The 12,556-nt window shown below is 42.2% G+C and carries 14 protein-coding genes and 1 riboswitch; of the genes, 2 read left to right on the top strand and 12 right to left on the bottom strand.

Going from position 1 to position 12,556, the window contains the following annotated elements; all coding sequences use genetic code 11:
- Positions 1–121: 121 nt before the first annotated feature.
- From Ga0451573_RS00470 to yneA, 3 genes are all read right to left on the bottom strand, one after another.
- On the bottom strand, positions 122–331 hold the full coding sequence (locus Ga0451573_RS00470) for a hypothetical protein (RefSeq protein ID WP_231681901.1): 210 nt from the start codon (positions 329–331) through the stop codon (positions 122–124).
- Positions 332–1,100: 769 nt separating this feature from the next.
- Positions 1,101–2,006 carry a helix-turn-helix domain-containing protein gene (locus tag Ga0451573_RS00460; RefSeq protein WP_231681900.1) on the bottom strand — a complete coding sequence of 302 codons (906 nt, stop codon included), beginning with the start codon at positions 2,004–2,006 and terminating at the stop codon, positions 1,101–1,103.
- An 87-nt stretch (positions 2,007–2,093) separates the two neighbouring features.
- Complete coding sequence (yneA, locus tag Ga0451573_RS00455; RefSeq protein ID WP_231681899.1) at positions 2,094–2,423, bottom strand: cell division suppressor protein YneA; 330 nt, start codon at positions 2,421–2,423, stop codon at positions 2,094–2,096.
- A 201-nt stretch (positions 2,424–2,624) separates the two neighbouring features.
- On the opposite strand from yneA, the gene lexA reads away from it, so the two are divergent.
- A complete protein-coding gene (lexA, locus tag Ga0451573_RS00450; RefSeq protein WP_231681898.1) occupies positions 2,625–3,239 on the top strand; it encodes a transcriptional repressor LexA in 615 nt (204 codons plus the stop codon).
- Between the two features lie 153 nt (positions 3,240–3,392).
- On the opposite strand, the gene Ga0451573_RS00445 is transcribed toward lexA, so the two are convergent.
- The 6 genes from Ga0451573_RS00445 to Ga0451573_RS00415 all read right to left on the bottom strand — a co-directional run bounded on the left by Ga0451573_RS00445 (position 3,393) and on the right by Ga0451573_RS00415 (position 9,753).
- Positions 3,393–3,848: a hydrogenase iron-sulfur subunit gene (locus Ga0451573_RS00445; RefSeq protein WP_231681897.1), complete on the bottom strand. Its 456-nt coding sequence runs from the start codon at positions 3,846–3,848 to the stop codon at positions 3,393–3,395.
- Between the two features lie 178 nt (positions 3,849–4,026).
- The gene (locus tag Ga0451573_RS00440; RefSeq protein WP_231681896.1) at positions 4,027–4,506 is read right to left on the bottom strand and encodes a DUF456 domain-containing protein; all 480 of its coding nucleotides are present in this window, start codon (positions 4,504–4,506) and stop codon (positions 4,027–4,029) included.
- Between the two features lie 21 nt (positions 4,507–4,527).
- Positions 4,528–5,478, bottom strand: coding sequence for a response regulator (locus Ga0451573_RS19960; protein WP_331459359.1), 951 nt, complete (start codon positions 5,476–5,478; stop codon positions 4,528–4,530).
- A 91-nt stretch (positions 5,479–5,569) separates the two neighbouring features.
- Entirely contained in the window at positions 5,570–6,841 is a 1,272-nt protein-coding gene (locus Ga0451573_RS00425; RefSeq protein ID WP_231681895.1) for a methionine gamma-lyase family protein, read from the bottom strand.
- Positions 6,828–8,696: a GTPase HflX gene (gene hflX, locus Ga0451573_RS00420; protein ID WP_231681894.1), complete on the bottom strand. Its 1,869-nt coding sequence runs from the start codon at positions 8,694–8,696 to the stop codon at positions 6,828–6,830. The genes Ga0451573_RS00425 and hflX overlap by 14 nt, the downstream gene beginning before the upstream one ends.
- Before the next feature lie 64 nt (positions 8,697–8,760).
- Entirely contained in the window at positions 8,761–9,753 is a 993-nt protein-coding gene (locus tag Ga0451573_RS00415; protein ID WP_269438022.1) for an AAA family ATPase, read from the bottom strand.
- Between the two features lie 156 nt (positions 9,754–9,909).
- Positions 9,910–9,988, top strand: a riboswitch (cyclic di-GMP riboswitch).
- A gap of 182 nt (positions 9,989–10,170) precedes the next feature.
- On the opposite strand from Ga0451573_RS00415, the gene Ga0451573_RS00410 reads away from it, so the two are divergent.
- On the top strand, positions 10,171–10,446 hold the full coding sequence (locus tag Ga0451573_RS00410; protein WP_231681893.1) for an HU family DNA-binding protein: 276 nt from the start codon (positions 10,171–10,173) through the stop codon (positions 10,444–10,446).
- Positions 10,447–10,535: 89 nt separating this feature from the next.
- Here Ga0451573_RS00410 and hfq read toward each other — a convergent pair whose 3' ends face one another.
- Genes hfq through Ga0451573_RS00395 form a run of 3 tightly spaced genes read right to left on the bottom strand, consistent with a single transcriptional unit; the run spans position 10,536 to position 12,556 of the window.
- Positions 10,536–10,778: an RNA chaperone Hfq gene (gene hfq / locus Ga0451573_RS00405; RefSeq protein WP_231681892.1), complete on the bottom strand. Its 243-nt coding sequence runs from the start codon at positions 10,776–10,778 to the stop codon at positions 10,536–10,538.
- A 36-nt stretch (positions 10,779–10,814) separates the two neighbouring features.
- Positions 10,815–11,765 (bottom strand): tRNA (adenosine(37)-N6)-dimethylallyltransferase MiaA, encoded by a 951-nt coding sequence (gene miaA / locus Ga0451573_RS00400; protein WP_231681891.1) that lies wholly within the window; start codon positions 11,763–11,765, stop codon positions 10,815–10,817.
- On the bottom strand, positions 11,762–12,556 hold the full coding sequence (locus Ga0451573_RS00395; protein ID WP_231681890.1) for a class I SAM-dependent methyltransferase: 795 nt from the start codon (positions 12,554–12,556) through the stop codon (positions 11,762–11,764). Before Ga0451573_RS00395 ends, miaA begins: the two co-directional genes overlap by 4 nt.

Genomic DNA, 12,556 nt, shown 5'->3' with positions numbered 1-12,556 from the left:
GCCCTGTAAGCCGCTTAAAAAGATGCCCTGGTATCTTTGTATCCCCTGGTATATTTCCGGGCCAATAATTTTACCTGTGTTGTTAGTAAAATACAAAAAATGAAGGTTACAAACAGAACCTTCATCTTTGCTTGAAAACTTTTGTATCAATTATTCTTAATTTTCTTTTGAGATCCTCAGCAATTATCACATCATCAATTTCACGTAATATTGCTCCGAAATCAATACATTTTGCACAATTGTCACAAATCTTATTTGGATCTAAATCACACGTATGGCATTCCAGGCAGTTATCACAGATTTTATTTTCTTCAAGCATACATTTTTTCATGTTCCCCACATCCTTTTGCTCACTGAGTCAAAGGAACTACCCATAAAATGCTAGTTTACATAACATAAAACAGGGGGGAGAGCAAGCTTAATAAGATTGCATAAGACTGCAAACTTATTACCATTCCTTTGATCTAATGAAAATAATCTAATGTAAAATTAATGTTGCTATCGTGGTTAGCAACGCCAACAAAAACGTTGACATACGCGCCGCTTGGACTGCTTTCAGTTCATGACCAGTTAGTGCGAATGAGTCTGGATTCGGTAGGACGTTGGATTCTGACAAATGTTGCATAAGTCTCGACCCACTTTCGGCTCGTGATAATATAAAGTTTTTCTAACAACATTTTAATATAGTACGCCAAACCAGGCATTATTATTTTGCCCAATAGGAAAAACTCGTTATTTAACGGTTAACTGGTAAGTTAAATGGTTATCTTGTGAAGAATATAGCAATTCAAAGGATGATTACTCCCATTAATAGTCGGGAGCCGTATTAATAAACGCTATCCCCTCTTCAATGGCAGTTCTGGCCACTTCTCTTGCTACTGCAGGAGCTACTTTTGTATACCGGGGAAAGCAAGTAAATTAATAATTTGGTTCGGGTAATCCGTTCTCCCTGTAGCAATAATATATGCACCGGCATCGCTGATTGGCTTAATCCGGCGCAGAAAGAGATGTCTCTTTTAACAAACAAAGATAATGTATAGTGAATTTATTAACTTGATGGCACACATAAGCCAATAATATTTGCGATGGCTAACCCTAGCTTAACTGATCTGATATTTCTTTAATTTATTATAGAGAGTTGCCAAGGATATATTGAGCGCCTTGGCAGCCTTTTTCTTTCCTTCAACAGAATATCCAAATCTGGTTAGGGCATGTCTCAACATTATTCTCTCCATTTTATCGATTGCCATTACATCTGATATATTTAGTTCATCTAGACCGTTAATTTGTCCCAGTCTGTCATAGAGACCCTCTATGATTGAGGTTGAGCGCTGTAGTTCCTCCATTAGACGGAAAATATCCGGACTCAGCCGGAACACTCCAATAACACCAGTCAGAGATTCTCTGACATTTATAGGAGTAACGGTATAACTGAATTCCTTAGTGTCATCACCAAATGAATATCTTTGGCCCACAATCTGCTGCCCGCACTTAGCACAGTGGTCAAACGGACTTCCCGGGTATTTTTCAAAGATATTATGATTTAGAAATTCTTTAGCACGTAATCCTAAGTATTTTTCGAACGTTTTGTTTATAAATTTAACGAAGCCATGGCGGTCTACAATTATAATGGCATCTTGTGCGGAGTTGAGCAGTGAAAATAATTCTGCCTCAGCCTTTTCTTTGCAGTCAGCAAGATTAACCAAAAGTTCAAGACTTGATGACTCTATCACTAGTGTATTGCTATTTTTAATTTCATTGATCTTTTCAGATATTGAAGGATTTCGCACAGTGTTGACGATTAGATTTATTTCCTGGTAATCAGATAATTGTTCAATAGATTTTAAAATGGCAACTTCATTTTCTATTTCTCTTGAAAATACATTGGAATCAAGCTCTAAGTCCACAATGCCGGTAATCTCAACCTTGGGATTATCGCGAAAGCAATAATAAAGAGAGGTTCCTTCACTGTCTGCACCAACAATGACCAGCTTTATTTTATTCACTTCCCCCAGCCCCTTAGGATTATTTTCGTAATATTGTATATTATTTGACAAATCATGAAATTATCCTTCGGCCAGAGGTAAAAAATTCTAAAAGTTTAATGGAATTTTTATTTTTTGCCCGGGATAAATGTCTGAATGTTTCATATTATTAATTCTTTTAATTTCATAGACTACCTTTTGGATGTTTTCGTTCACACAATATTGTTTTGATATTTCCCATAAAGTGTCTCCATTGTGCACTACGACCTCCCGATATTCTGCGCCGGTATAGCCGCTGGCAGTAGACCTAAAGAACAAAGACATCGCAGCCAACAGCACTAACGTAAGACAAAGCATCTTGGTAAACTTAAAGGGATTGAACTTAATTTTCCTCCTTTTATCTTTGCAGACTCTGTTCTTTGTATTAAAGGTATTCATCAGCACAACCTCCCGAACACTTGTTTGATAACAATATAGCACGAACAGGTGTTCTGTGTCAATCGTTTTTCGCATAAAACATAGGAAAACTTCTAAAAAAAACGAACAGACGTTTGCGCAAATATGTAAATAATGTTATAATTAAATTGAGCCTTACCGGTGGTCAGCAATCGGCAAATAACAGATTAAGGGGTGACTCTAGTGTATTCAGATATAAGTGAACGCCAGATATCAATTCTTAATTTTATAAAAAAAGAACTGCAAAAGAGAGGGTATCCCCCTTCGGTAAGGGAAATTGGCGTAGCTGTTGGGCTCAGCTCCAGTTCAACAGTCCATGGTCATTTAGCCCAACTTGAGAAAAAAGGTTATATCAGGCGTGATCCCACAAAGCCAAGGGCTATAGAAGTTATTGAGGGAGAGGGTAACTTTGTCCGCAAAGAGATTGTAAATGTTCCCATTGTCGGCAGGGTAACTGCAGGGGAACCCATTTTGGCAGTTGAAAACATCGAAGATACCTTCCCGCTTCCTATAGAATTTGTTAACAATGATAATGTATTTATCTTATCTGTGCGCGGGGAAAGCATGATAAATGCCGGGATTCTTGACGGGGATTACGTTGTGGTCAGGCAGCAATCTGTTGCCCGAAACGGTGAAATAGTTGTTGCTCTTTTAGAAGATGAAGCAACTGTAAAAACATTCTATAAAGAAAAAGACTATATCAGGTTACAGCCTGAAAATCCGTATATGGATCCCATTTATGCAACAGATGTCAAAATACTGGGTAAGGTAACCGGGGTGTTCAGACGCATTCAATGATTTAATTGAAATGTTTTCAAGTTGAATATAATTTTGCTTAGTATAATTAATAAACCCAGGCTTTTCCCAAGCCTGGGTTTGGTGTTATCAAAATGATGTCACTGTTTAATTATGTCACTGTTAAATTAAAGTATGCCAGATTCGACCGGAAAACTAGTTAACCCATCGTAATATACTGGGATGTGCTCCTTCAGTTCCCACGAAATTGCATTCAGCACCGTTTTGGTACTCTGTTTTCAGAAATTCAATCATATGTTCAACTATTTGAATAAGTTGTTCCCCACCGTATGGTGAAACACTGGCAATCTTTAGTTGTTCTTTGTGTAAACCAAATATGGGAAGAATATCTTTTAGAATTTGACGCCGCTTCATTATGGCTTTATTTCCAGGACAGCAGCAGGCATCCTTCGGACAGGCTACAACTAATCCGTCACAGCTTTTCCGAAGCAATTTAATGAAAACAAAAGGATCTAATTCGGATGGGCAGGAAACAGCCATCAACCTGACGTTTTCAGAAAAACGCAACTGCATTTCGGGCAGCAGTCTTTCCGACATGCCTTTACAGTTGTTGCATATTAGCAGAAGCACCAGTGGGTTACCAGTGTTCATAGTTCTCCCCCCTAACGGACTCTTGCACCAGTTAGTGATAAAAGTGTCAAAATATACATTTAAGTTCAAATCTTCTTATAATTAATTATAAAATAAAACTCCTGACAGTTCATGCAGTTTTCCGTTAATAAACCTATTTAAAGGTTTAATGGTCTGTGTTGAAAGTTACCGGAGAAGATTAAAAAACACCGGAAATAAAAATCATAATCATTGCAACTGCAAATATTACTTTGAATAATGCTCCACCTGCCAGGCCAACAAAACTGCCAAGGCCCACTTTTACAGCTTCCTCCGCCTGACGACCGCCCAGCAGCTCTCCAGTTACAGCCCCCACAAACGGACCAAGCAAAAGACCAGGAATACTAAAAATAATAACCCCCAAAATCCCACCGATAAACGAGCCCCAAGTACCATATTTTGTTGCACCATACTTTTTGGCCCCCAGAACTCCGGCGAAATAATCAATTAAAAGGGTTATAACCATTAAACTAAAAAGAATACCCAGAATCAGAGGAGTTATTTGATTAAAACCCTCGTAATACGCGTAACCAAGCGCAGAAAGAAATATTAAAGGAGTACCTGGGACTACCGGCAGCAAGGTGCCTGCAGTACCTAAGACCATAACCAGTAAAGCTATCCAAAAGGCTGCATTTAACAAGTCATTCCACCCCTGAGGTTATTATCTGTTTCTTCTATCCTTAACATACACACTGCCGAGTTTGGATTTTGCGTATTTTTTCATCTCTGCAGCAATTTCTGCCACCTGCCAATGACTGTCAATAAACCTGTTTTCATTAGATACGATTGCTATGGAAATGGTCATTAAAGGAAACTCTGTTTCCTGATTTGTCCTGTCTCTGGTGATAATGTAACCTCTTCTTCGGTCCTCTGAAGAATAGAACAGTGATATTGTACTGTCAAACTGACTGATAATTGATTTGCAGATTATATCAACTCTATCTATTGAAGTTATTGAAATAAAGTCATCACCACCGATGTGGCCCACAAAATCTCCCAAATTGCCATGTTCCTTGACATTTTTGTTTAGAAGATGTGCTACAAACTTAATAACTTCATCACCTTTAAGAAAACCGTAAACATCATTATATGCCTTGAAATTATCCAAATCAAGATAGAGTACTGCAAAAACCGACCCGTCTGCCAGCCTCTGTTTAATTTCTTCTTCAATGAGAATATTCCCAGGAAGGCCTGTCAGCGGGTTAAAGGATTTTTCCTGTTTTGCCCTGCGTAGGTGAGTCCTAACTCTAGCCACCAGTTCAAGAGTATCAAAGGGTTTGGTAATATAGTCATCTGCCCCGGCCTCAAGACCGGCCACTTTATCTTCTACCTGAACCTTGGAAGTAAGCATAATAATAGGAACGTGGCTGGTTCTGGTATCGTTCCTGAGCAGTCTGCAAATTTCATAGCCATTGAGTTTGGGCAGTACAACATCAAGCAGAATTATATCGGGAGTAGACTGATAAATTTTATCCATTGCGGAATTAAAGTCTGTAGCGCTGTCAACAGAAAAACCTTCTTTATGAAGACAGTCCTCAATAACCCTGAGCATAAATCTGTCATCATCAACAACGAGAACCTTAGCGTTTTTTGTGTTCTGCACTTTTTGCACTACCCACCCCCCTTTATCGACAACAATTCATAAATTTTATATTCTACTTTAAGATACTAATTCCTTCTATACTAACGACATAATTTAGTTACTAACGACACAATTTAGTTTTTTCAGCGATACACTCTCTGGCAGCAGAAATCAAGCCGAGCTTAACGTAGTCCCTGGAAATGCCCCCCTGCATATAAATCGCGTAGGGTTCCCTGATGGGACCGTCGGCGCTGAGTTCAATAGTTGACCCCGCTATAAAAGTACCTCCTGCCATGACCACCTTATCTGTGTAACCCGGCATAAGGACAGGTTCCGGAACAACATATCCGTCCAGCGGAGAGCCCTTCTGCAAACCGCGGCAAAATGCTACCATTTGTTCCTCGTTTTCCAAACAGAGGCCCTGAACAATATCTGACCGTGATTCGTTATATTTTGGAGATACCAAATAGCCCATTTTTTCGAATAGAGCTGAGGCAAACACAGCCCCCTTGATAGCCTCGCAAACTATATGAGGAGCCGAAAATATCCCTTGGAGAAACATCCGGTTATAGTCCAGGGTGGCGCCCACTTCCCCGCCAATTCCGGGGGCAGTCAGGCGGTGTGCCGCCATTTCAACCAATTCTGCCTTCCCCACTATATACCCACCTGTAGCAGCGATACCACCACCCATGTTTTTGATTAAGGAACCTGCAGCCAGGTCTGCACCGGCCTCAATTGGTTCAGTTTCTTCCACAAACTCACCATAACAATTATCAACAAAAATTATGGTGTTGCCGCTCACGCTCCTCACCGTTTCACAGACCTCACTAATTTGGGATATGCTTAGGGCAGGGCGCCATTCATATCCTCGCGAACGCTGTATAATCACCATCCTGGTGTTCTTATTAATTGCCGAAATTATCCCTTCCCTGTCCAGTCCACCATCAGGAAGGAAGTCAACTTCCCGGTATTTAATCCCCCATTGGGCAAGGTTGCCGGGAGCATTTCCTCTGATTCCCAGCACCTCCTGGAGAGTGTCATAGGGGGCTCCTGACACAGATAGGACTTCATCACCCGGTCTTAAGATGCCAAACAGACAAAGTGTTATAGCATGAGTCCCCGATACTATCTGACCTCTTACCAGAGCAGCTTCCGAACCGAAAACAGATGCAAAAACACTTTCGACAGCATCCCTGCCGGCATCTCCGTAACCATACCCTGTAGAACCCTTTAGGTGAAACTCGCTAACCCTGGCCTTATGAAATGCCTTGAGCACTTTGCTGTGGTTATGCAAAGAAATTTGATCAAGTCCTCTGTATACCGGGGTGATCAGTTCTTCAACCTCGCCAATGATTTTTTCCAAATCGAGGCTATTTATATCAGGTTTTTGCATTGGTGTTACCTCCGTCTAAACTGTCCGTTACCCGGAACTCTTCAGCCAGCGCCTTAGTCTCTTCATCGGCATCTATCATGATTTCAATATAGTGGTCAAGATAATTCTCCTGAAGCACTCTGGCCCGGTCATGAAACAAGGAGACCAAAGAAGCATTGGAGTAGGGAATTCTGCAGGTAACCCGGGTCATCCTTCCGGGAAGGTTTAAAGAAATCATTTCCAGCAGTTTGTCTATTCCCTGCCCTGTTTTGGCCGAAATAAAAACACTGCCGGGAAACCTGTTACGCCATAAGTCGGCTGCTCGTTCTCTATCTGCCTGATCAAGTTTGTCAATCTTGTTAAAAACAGTAATTATTGGGCTGTCATAAACTCCAAGGTCTGCCAGCAGCCTGTTAACCGAGTCCATTTGAGAGTCCATGGCCTGATGGCTGATATCAACGATGTGCAGCAGAACATCGGACTCAATTACTTCCTCAAGAGTTGCTCTAAAAGCCGCAATCAGGTGATGGGGTATCTTGTTAATGAATCCCACGGTATCAGATATCAGCGCCGGCCTGTTATCCGGCAGTTTCAACTGCCTGGTAGTAGGGTCAAGGGTGGCAAAAAGCTTGTCCTCAGCCAGGATCCCGGCGCCTGTCAGTCTGTTAAGCAGCGTGGATTTGCCTGAGTTGGTGTATCCGCAAATAGATACCACGGGTATGGAAATACGTTTTCTTCTGGCCCTGTGCAGTTCCCTGTTTTTCCGGACTGCTTCCAGTTCCTTTTTTAAATCGGTTATTCTTTTCCGAATTCTTCTGCGGTCAACTTCCAGTTTGGTTTCACCCGGTCCCCTTGTGCCGATTCCGCCTCCCAGCCTGGATAGAACCAGCCCTTTACCTGTGAGCCTGGGCAAAAGATAATTCAACTGGGCCAGCTCTACCTGCAGCTTTCCTTCCATTGTTCGGGCCCGCCGGGCAAAAATATCAAGAATGAGGGTTGTCCTGTCAACAGTTTTTATACCGGTTATCTCCTCCATGTTTCTCTGTTGGGCCGGACTCAGCTCATCATCAAAAATCAGTAGATCTGCCTTCAGGACCTGTGCCTGGAGGCCAAGCTCACGGGCCTTGCCCTTGCCGATATAGGTTGCCGGGTCTGGGCGCATTCTGGGCTGGATGGCTTGATACAACACTTTGACTCCGGCGGTATCAGCGAGCAGCGCCAGTTCTGCCAGAGATTCGGCAGCCTGTTCATCCGAGTCCGCCCGTCTTTTTACCGCAGCAAGAATCGCCCTTTCCGGGTGTTCTGCGGTATCTGGCGGCATTGCGGAAGCCTTTCCTGATATCTTTTTTTCCGTCATCCGTATAATCTCCATCAGACTGCTGTCGGAGATTGCTGAAATACTATATGGTCCGTAAAGAATATAATTCCCGGAACTGTCACCAGGATAAGGTTCGGCATGGTTCCTCATCCCCACATATATCTCAGTTTCCTGGTCACTGCCGAACCCCACTGAAGCAATAGCATCAAGATTAAGGGCATCTAAAGCTGACAGGTCAACATCACTGGGCATTGCGCTGCCTCCCGGATGGGTATGTACACACCTTACTCCGCTGAACCGTCTTTGACTGCGCCTGCATTTTACTTCTCCAAGGGTCACAGTTGATTTGTCGCCGACCGAAACATCAACAACTTTGCCTTTTCTATTAATATAAACCGAGATTTCCCTGTTAGTTTCTGCAGAAACAGAAATAACCAGAGATAAAATATCCCCGGTAACAAATTCGGAATCTTCGGTAGTCATCGTATATAGTTCTTCCAACCGCTGCAACTGGCTATTTTTCAAGCCGGCGATATTACCGCTAACATTTTCGGGCATTTTAGAACTCCTTTGTTATTACAAATTAGAATCACCTAACAACCAGAACGTTATCTGTTATTCGTTATAATATAAAATTCTCCTTCTTTACGTGATTACAAACTCTAAGTACTTCCTTTGCTTCCTCTATATCGTCATCAGTAATCAACATCAGGTCGGCAACGGTAATTTCCTCTCTGTTTATCAGTCGGACCGCCTGTCGTCTCATGGCCTTCTCAATCAAGTTTCTGACCAGCCTGGCATTTCCTGAATGCTCATATCCTTTTCCGGTGCTTAGTTCAATAATTCGTTTCAGAGCATCCCGGGCGGAGGGGGTTAGTTTATACTGCCGCTTCTCAAGCATCACGTCGGCAATTTGCAGCAGTTCTTTGATGGTATAGTCAGGAAAATCGATGTGTATCGGAAATCTGGACTTTAATCCGGGGTTTGTTTTAATAAATTCATTCATTTCCTGGTTATAACCGGCAAGTATCAGAATCAGGTTGTCTTTTTGGTCCTCCATGGCCTTCACCAAGGTATCAATAGCCTCTTTCCCAAAGTCTTTTTCTCCTCCTCTTGCCAGGGAATAGGCCTCATCAATAAAAAGTATGCCCCCTGAAGATTTCTTTAATTGTTCTCTGGTCTTCTGGGCTGTATGTCCAATATACTCACCAACAAGGTCGGCACGTTCAATTTCAATCAGATGCCCTTTTGACAATACATTCATTTCCCGGAAAAGTTTTCCGAGAATGCGAGCCACAGTGGTCTTCCCTGTCCCTGGATTGCCTCTGAAGATCATGTGCAGGACCAGGGGTTCCGAAACCAGTTTTTCCTGCTGCCTTCTCTTTTGAATTTCAATAAAGGCGCTTATTTCATATACCAGTTTTTTTACTGAATGTAAGCCTATCATATCATTAAGCTCATTGGTTATATTTTTTATCTGTTCTCTGCCTGCCGGCGCAAACGGCAATTCCTTGGACCCGGTATCAATGTGTTTTTCGACATGCTCCGCGGCATTGCTTTTTGCGGCATTGCTTTTTGCGGCCTTGCTCCTGGGGCGGACAATTCTTATTTCCAAAAGCCTTCCCCCTTAGTGCAAAGTATTTTACTCTACTATTATACGCACAATTACAACATCTGTGACAGGAAAATAAAAACCTTGTTATAATTTGGATATAATTGCAGGAATTTCAGAAGTTATGTAGAATAATTATTATCTGAATTAGTAAATTAGCGCTGATAAAGGCAAACTTTTCGTAAGAAAAGGACGCAAAACTACAGGGTCCTAAATAATGGGACAGCCAGTTGCCGCGAACAATGCATTTTTACCTGCTGGCAATGTTGGCAGGTTATTTTTTGGCGGGAATTCACACGGCTGCAAATTTCGTTCCGAAATATGCCGGCTGGCTTAAAACACTCGAAGGGAGGGTTCAATTCTTTAACAACATATATTTTTTGCGCCTGATAACCCAAAATATCAAAGGAGGTTTTCTTGTTGACCAAAACTGACCTGGTTGCTCAAGTTGCAGAGAAGGTAACTCTCAAGAAAAAAGATGTTGAGAAGGCTGTTAATGCGGTTTTTGACAGTATTCAGGATGCTCTTGCCAAGGGAGAAAAAGCTCAGTTTATCGGTTTCGGCACATTTGAGGTGAAAGAGCGTAAAGCCAGAAAAGGCCGTAACCCCCAAACGGGAAAAGTTATCAATATACCTGCTGCCAAGGTGCCGGTTTTTAAGGCAGGTAAAGCTCTTAAGGGTAAAGTAGCCAAATAAATTGACTAGAAAAAGAGGATGCCTCAAAGGACATCCTCTTTTATATTACCCTTATATTAAAAGTAACAGTATAGAATCTTATTGTAATTTCATGACTTCATTTGGTCACTCATGTTTGTGGAAATGGCCTTAAAAGGAGTTATTGTGGAAATGGCATGTTTGTATACCATTTGCTGTTTTCCATCATACTCAAGGATAACAGTAAAATTATCAAATCCCCGGACAATTCCCTTTAATTGAAAACCGTTAACCAGATATATAGTAACGGGAATATTCTCCTTCCTAACCTGGTTCAAAAATGAATCCTGTAAATTTATCTGCGTCTTTGTCATTCTGGTCCCTCCAAATTTCAGTTTTTCTTTTCTATTCTACGTTTTACCAAATTGTCCTTCTGATTCAGATACTATTTCGCTCGCAATTTCATCAAAATTGCTGTAGCTTTCGACATCTTTCCATTTGATTCTGGAATCTCGCCGGAACCATGTCAACTGCCTTTTGGCAAACCTGCGGGTATTACGTTTGATTAATTCCACCGCTTCTTCAAAACTGCATATACCGTTCAAATAATAAATAATTTCTTTGTACCCAATCGCCTGCATTGAAGTGTGGTGAGCCCCATATCCCATTTCCAAAAGTTTTTTTACCTCATCAACCAGCCCCCTTGAAATCATAACATCAACTCTTTTTTCTATTCTCCGGTATAAATTTTCCCTATCCATGGTCAATCCAAAGTATGCCAGATTGTACTTTGGCGGAAGCCTCTCTGAATGATACTGAAATTCAGAAATTGGCCTGCCAGTTGCATAATAGACTTCCAGCGCTCTGATAAGGCGTCGTGTATCATTGTGATGAATTCTTCCGGCTGAAACCGGATCAATGCTTTCCAGAAGCTTGACCAGAGGCTCTGTCCCCTGCTCCTCAGATAATTTCCTGAGTTCCTTCCTCTTTGCCGGGTTTTCACCCGGTGGAGTGAAATCATAATAATCAATAACAGACCTGATATAAAGTCCTGTGCCCCCAACAATAATGGGTAGCTTTCCTTTATTATGTATACTAACCAGATATTTTTCAACAAGTTTTTGGAAGACAGCCACATTAAATTCTTCATCCGGCTTAATGGAGTCTATCAGGTAATGTGGAATGCCACCCATCTCTTCTCCCGAAGGTTTGGCAGTACCAATATCCATGAATCTGTATACCTGCATGGAATCACCTGAGATAATCTCACCATCTATCATTTGAGCAGCCTTTACTCCAATTTCTGTTTTGCCGACCGCGGTCGGTCCCACTATAACTATTAAAGGCAGCAGCTCGTTCATAATCCTGCCTCCTGTTTTTCGATAATCCCAAAAGCAACGGGACTGTACCTGCCCCCAATAACAGCGCGGAATCCCAGCCTGGCGAATTCCTGGCTGAAGTTGTTTTCTTTCATAACTACCCGTTCCCGGGCAACCCTCAGGGCTTCTTGGACCGCTTCCGGGGATAAGGGGTCATATTTTACAATTCCCCTTAGCGGTTCCATCGAACTGGACTTCAGTCGGGGATGTCTGAACATGGGGTCGAAATAGACAACATCATATGCCTGATCTGGAATCCCGGTCAGGTACTGCTCATAAAAAGCACATTCAACCCGAATCCTTTCCACAGCCGATTTTAGGGCTAGTGATTCTGATTGGTAATTTGCCATCCCGTGTTTTACGAGCAGCGCTAATTCAGGGACTGCCTCAATACCGGTAACCAGGCCTTCCGGACCGGCGGCGAAGCTGGCAACAATAGCGTCAGAGCCGAGACCAAGGGTGCAGTCAAGCACGCTGCCGCCGGGTTTTAAAGCCATGGCAGCAATCATGTGGTCACTTTTCCCCTGTTTGATAGCTTTTATCCGGGGAACACTCATACTCGGGTGAAAAAAATATTCACCCCGGGAACTGTAAAGCTTCATATCACCATTTGCCACCACTATGATATTTTCTGCATTATGCTTAATTTTAAGGGCTTCGAGTGACATTCTGCTGCGCTCAACAAATTCTGTTTTTAAAACTTCAGCTGCCCACACGCCTATGACCACGGAACGCGGGTCAGGCTTGTGAGATGTGGTCACAATTGTCTGCAT

Source organism: Phosphitispora fastidiosa (genome assembly GCF_019008365.1).
Taxonomy (GTDB): domain Bacteria; phylum Bacillota; class Thermincolia; order Thermincolales; family UBA2595; genus Phosphitispora; species Phosphitispora fastidiosa.
This window is presented reverse-complemented; position numbering and strand designations above follow the sequence as displayed.

What these genes read in the sequence shown, in the direction of transcription:
- Ga0451573_RS00395 (WP_231681890.1), bottom strand. Translation starts at nt 12,556, where the DNA reads ATGCAGACAATTGTGACCACATCTCACAAGCCTGACCCGCGTTCCGTG.
- Ga0451573_RS00425 (WP_231681895.1), bottom strand. Translation starts at nt 6,841, where the DNA reads ATGCAAAAACCTGATATAAATAGCCTCGATTTGGAAAAAATCATTGGC.
- Ga0451573_RS00445 (WP_231681897.1), bottom strand. Translation starts at nt 3,848, where the DNA reads ATGAACACTGGTAACCCACTGGTGCTTCTGCTAATATGCAACAACTGT.
- miaA (WP_231681891.1), bottom strand. Translation starts at nt 11,765, where the DNA reads ATGAACGAGCTGCTGCCTTTAATAGTTATAGTGGGACCGACCGCGGTC.
- hflX (WP_231681894.1), bottom strand. Translation starts at nt 8,696, where the DNA reads ATGCCCGAAAATGTTAGCGGTAATATCGCCGGCTTGAAAAATAGCCAG.
- hfq (WP_231681892.1), bottom strand. Translation starts at nt 10,778, where the DNA reads ATGACAAAGACGCAGATAAATTTACAGGATTCATTTTTGAACCAGGTT.
- yneA (WP_231681899.1), bottom strand. Translation starts at nt 2,423, where the DNA reads ATGAATACCTTTAATACAAAGAACAGAGTCTGCAAAGATAAAAGGAGG.
- Ga0451573_RS00470 (WP_231681901.1), bottom strand. Translation starts at nt 331, where the DNA reads ATGAAAAAATGTATGCTTGAAGAAAATAAAATCTGTGATAACTGCCTG.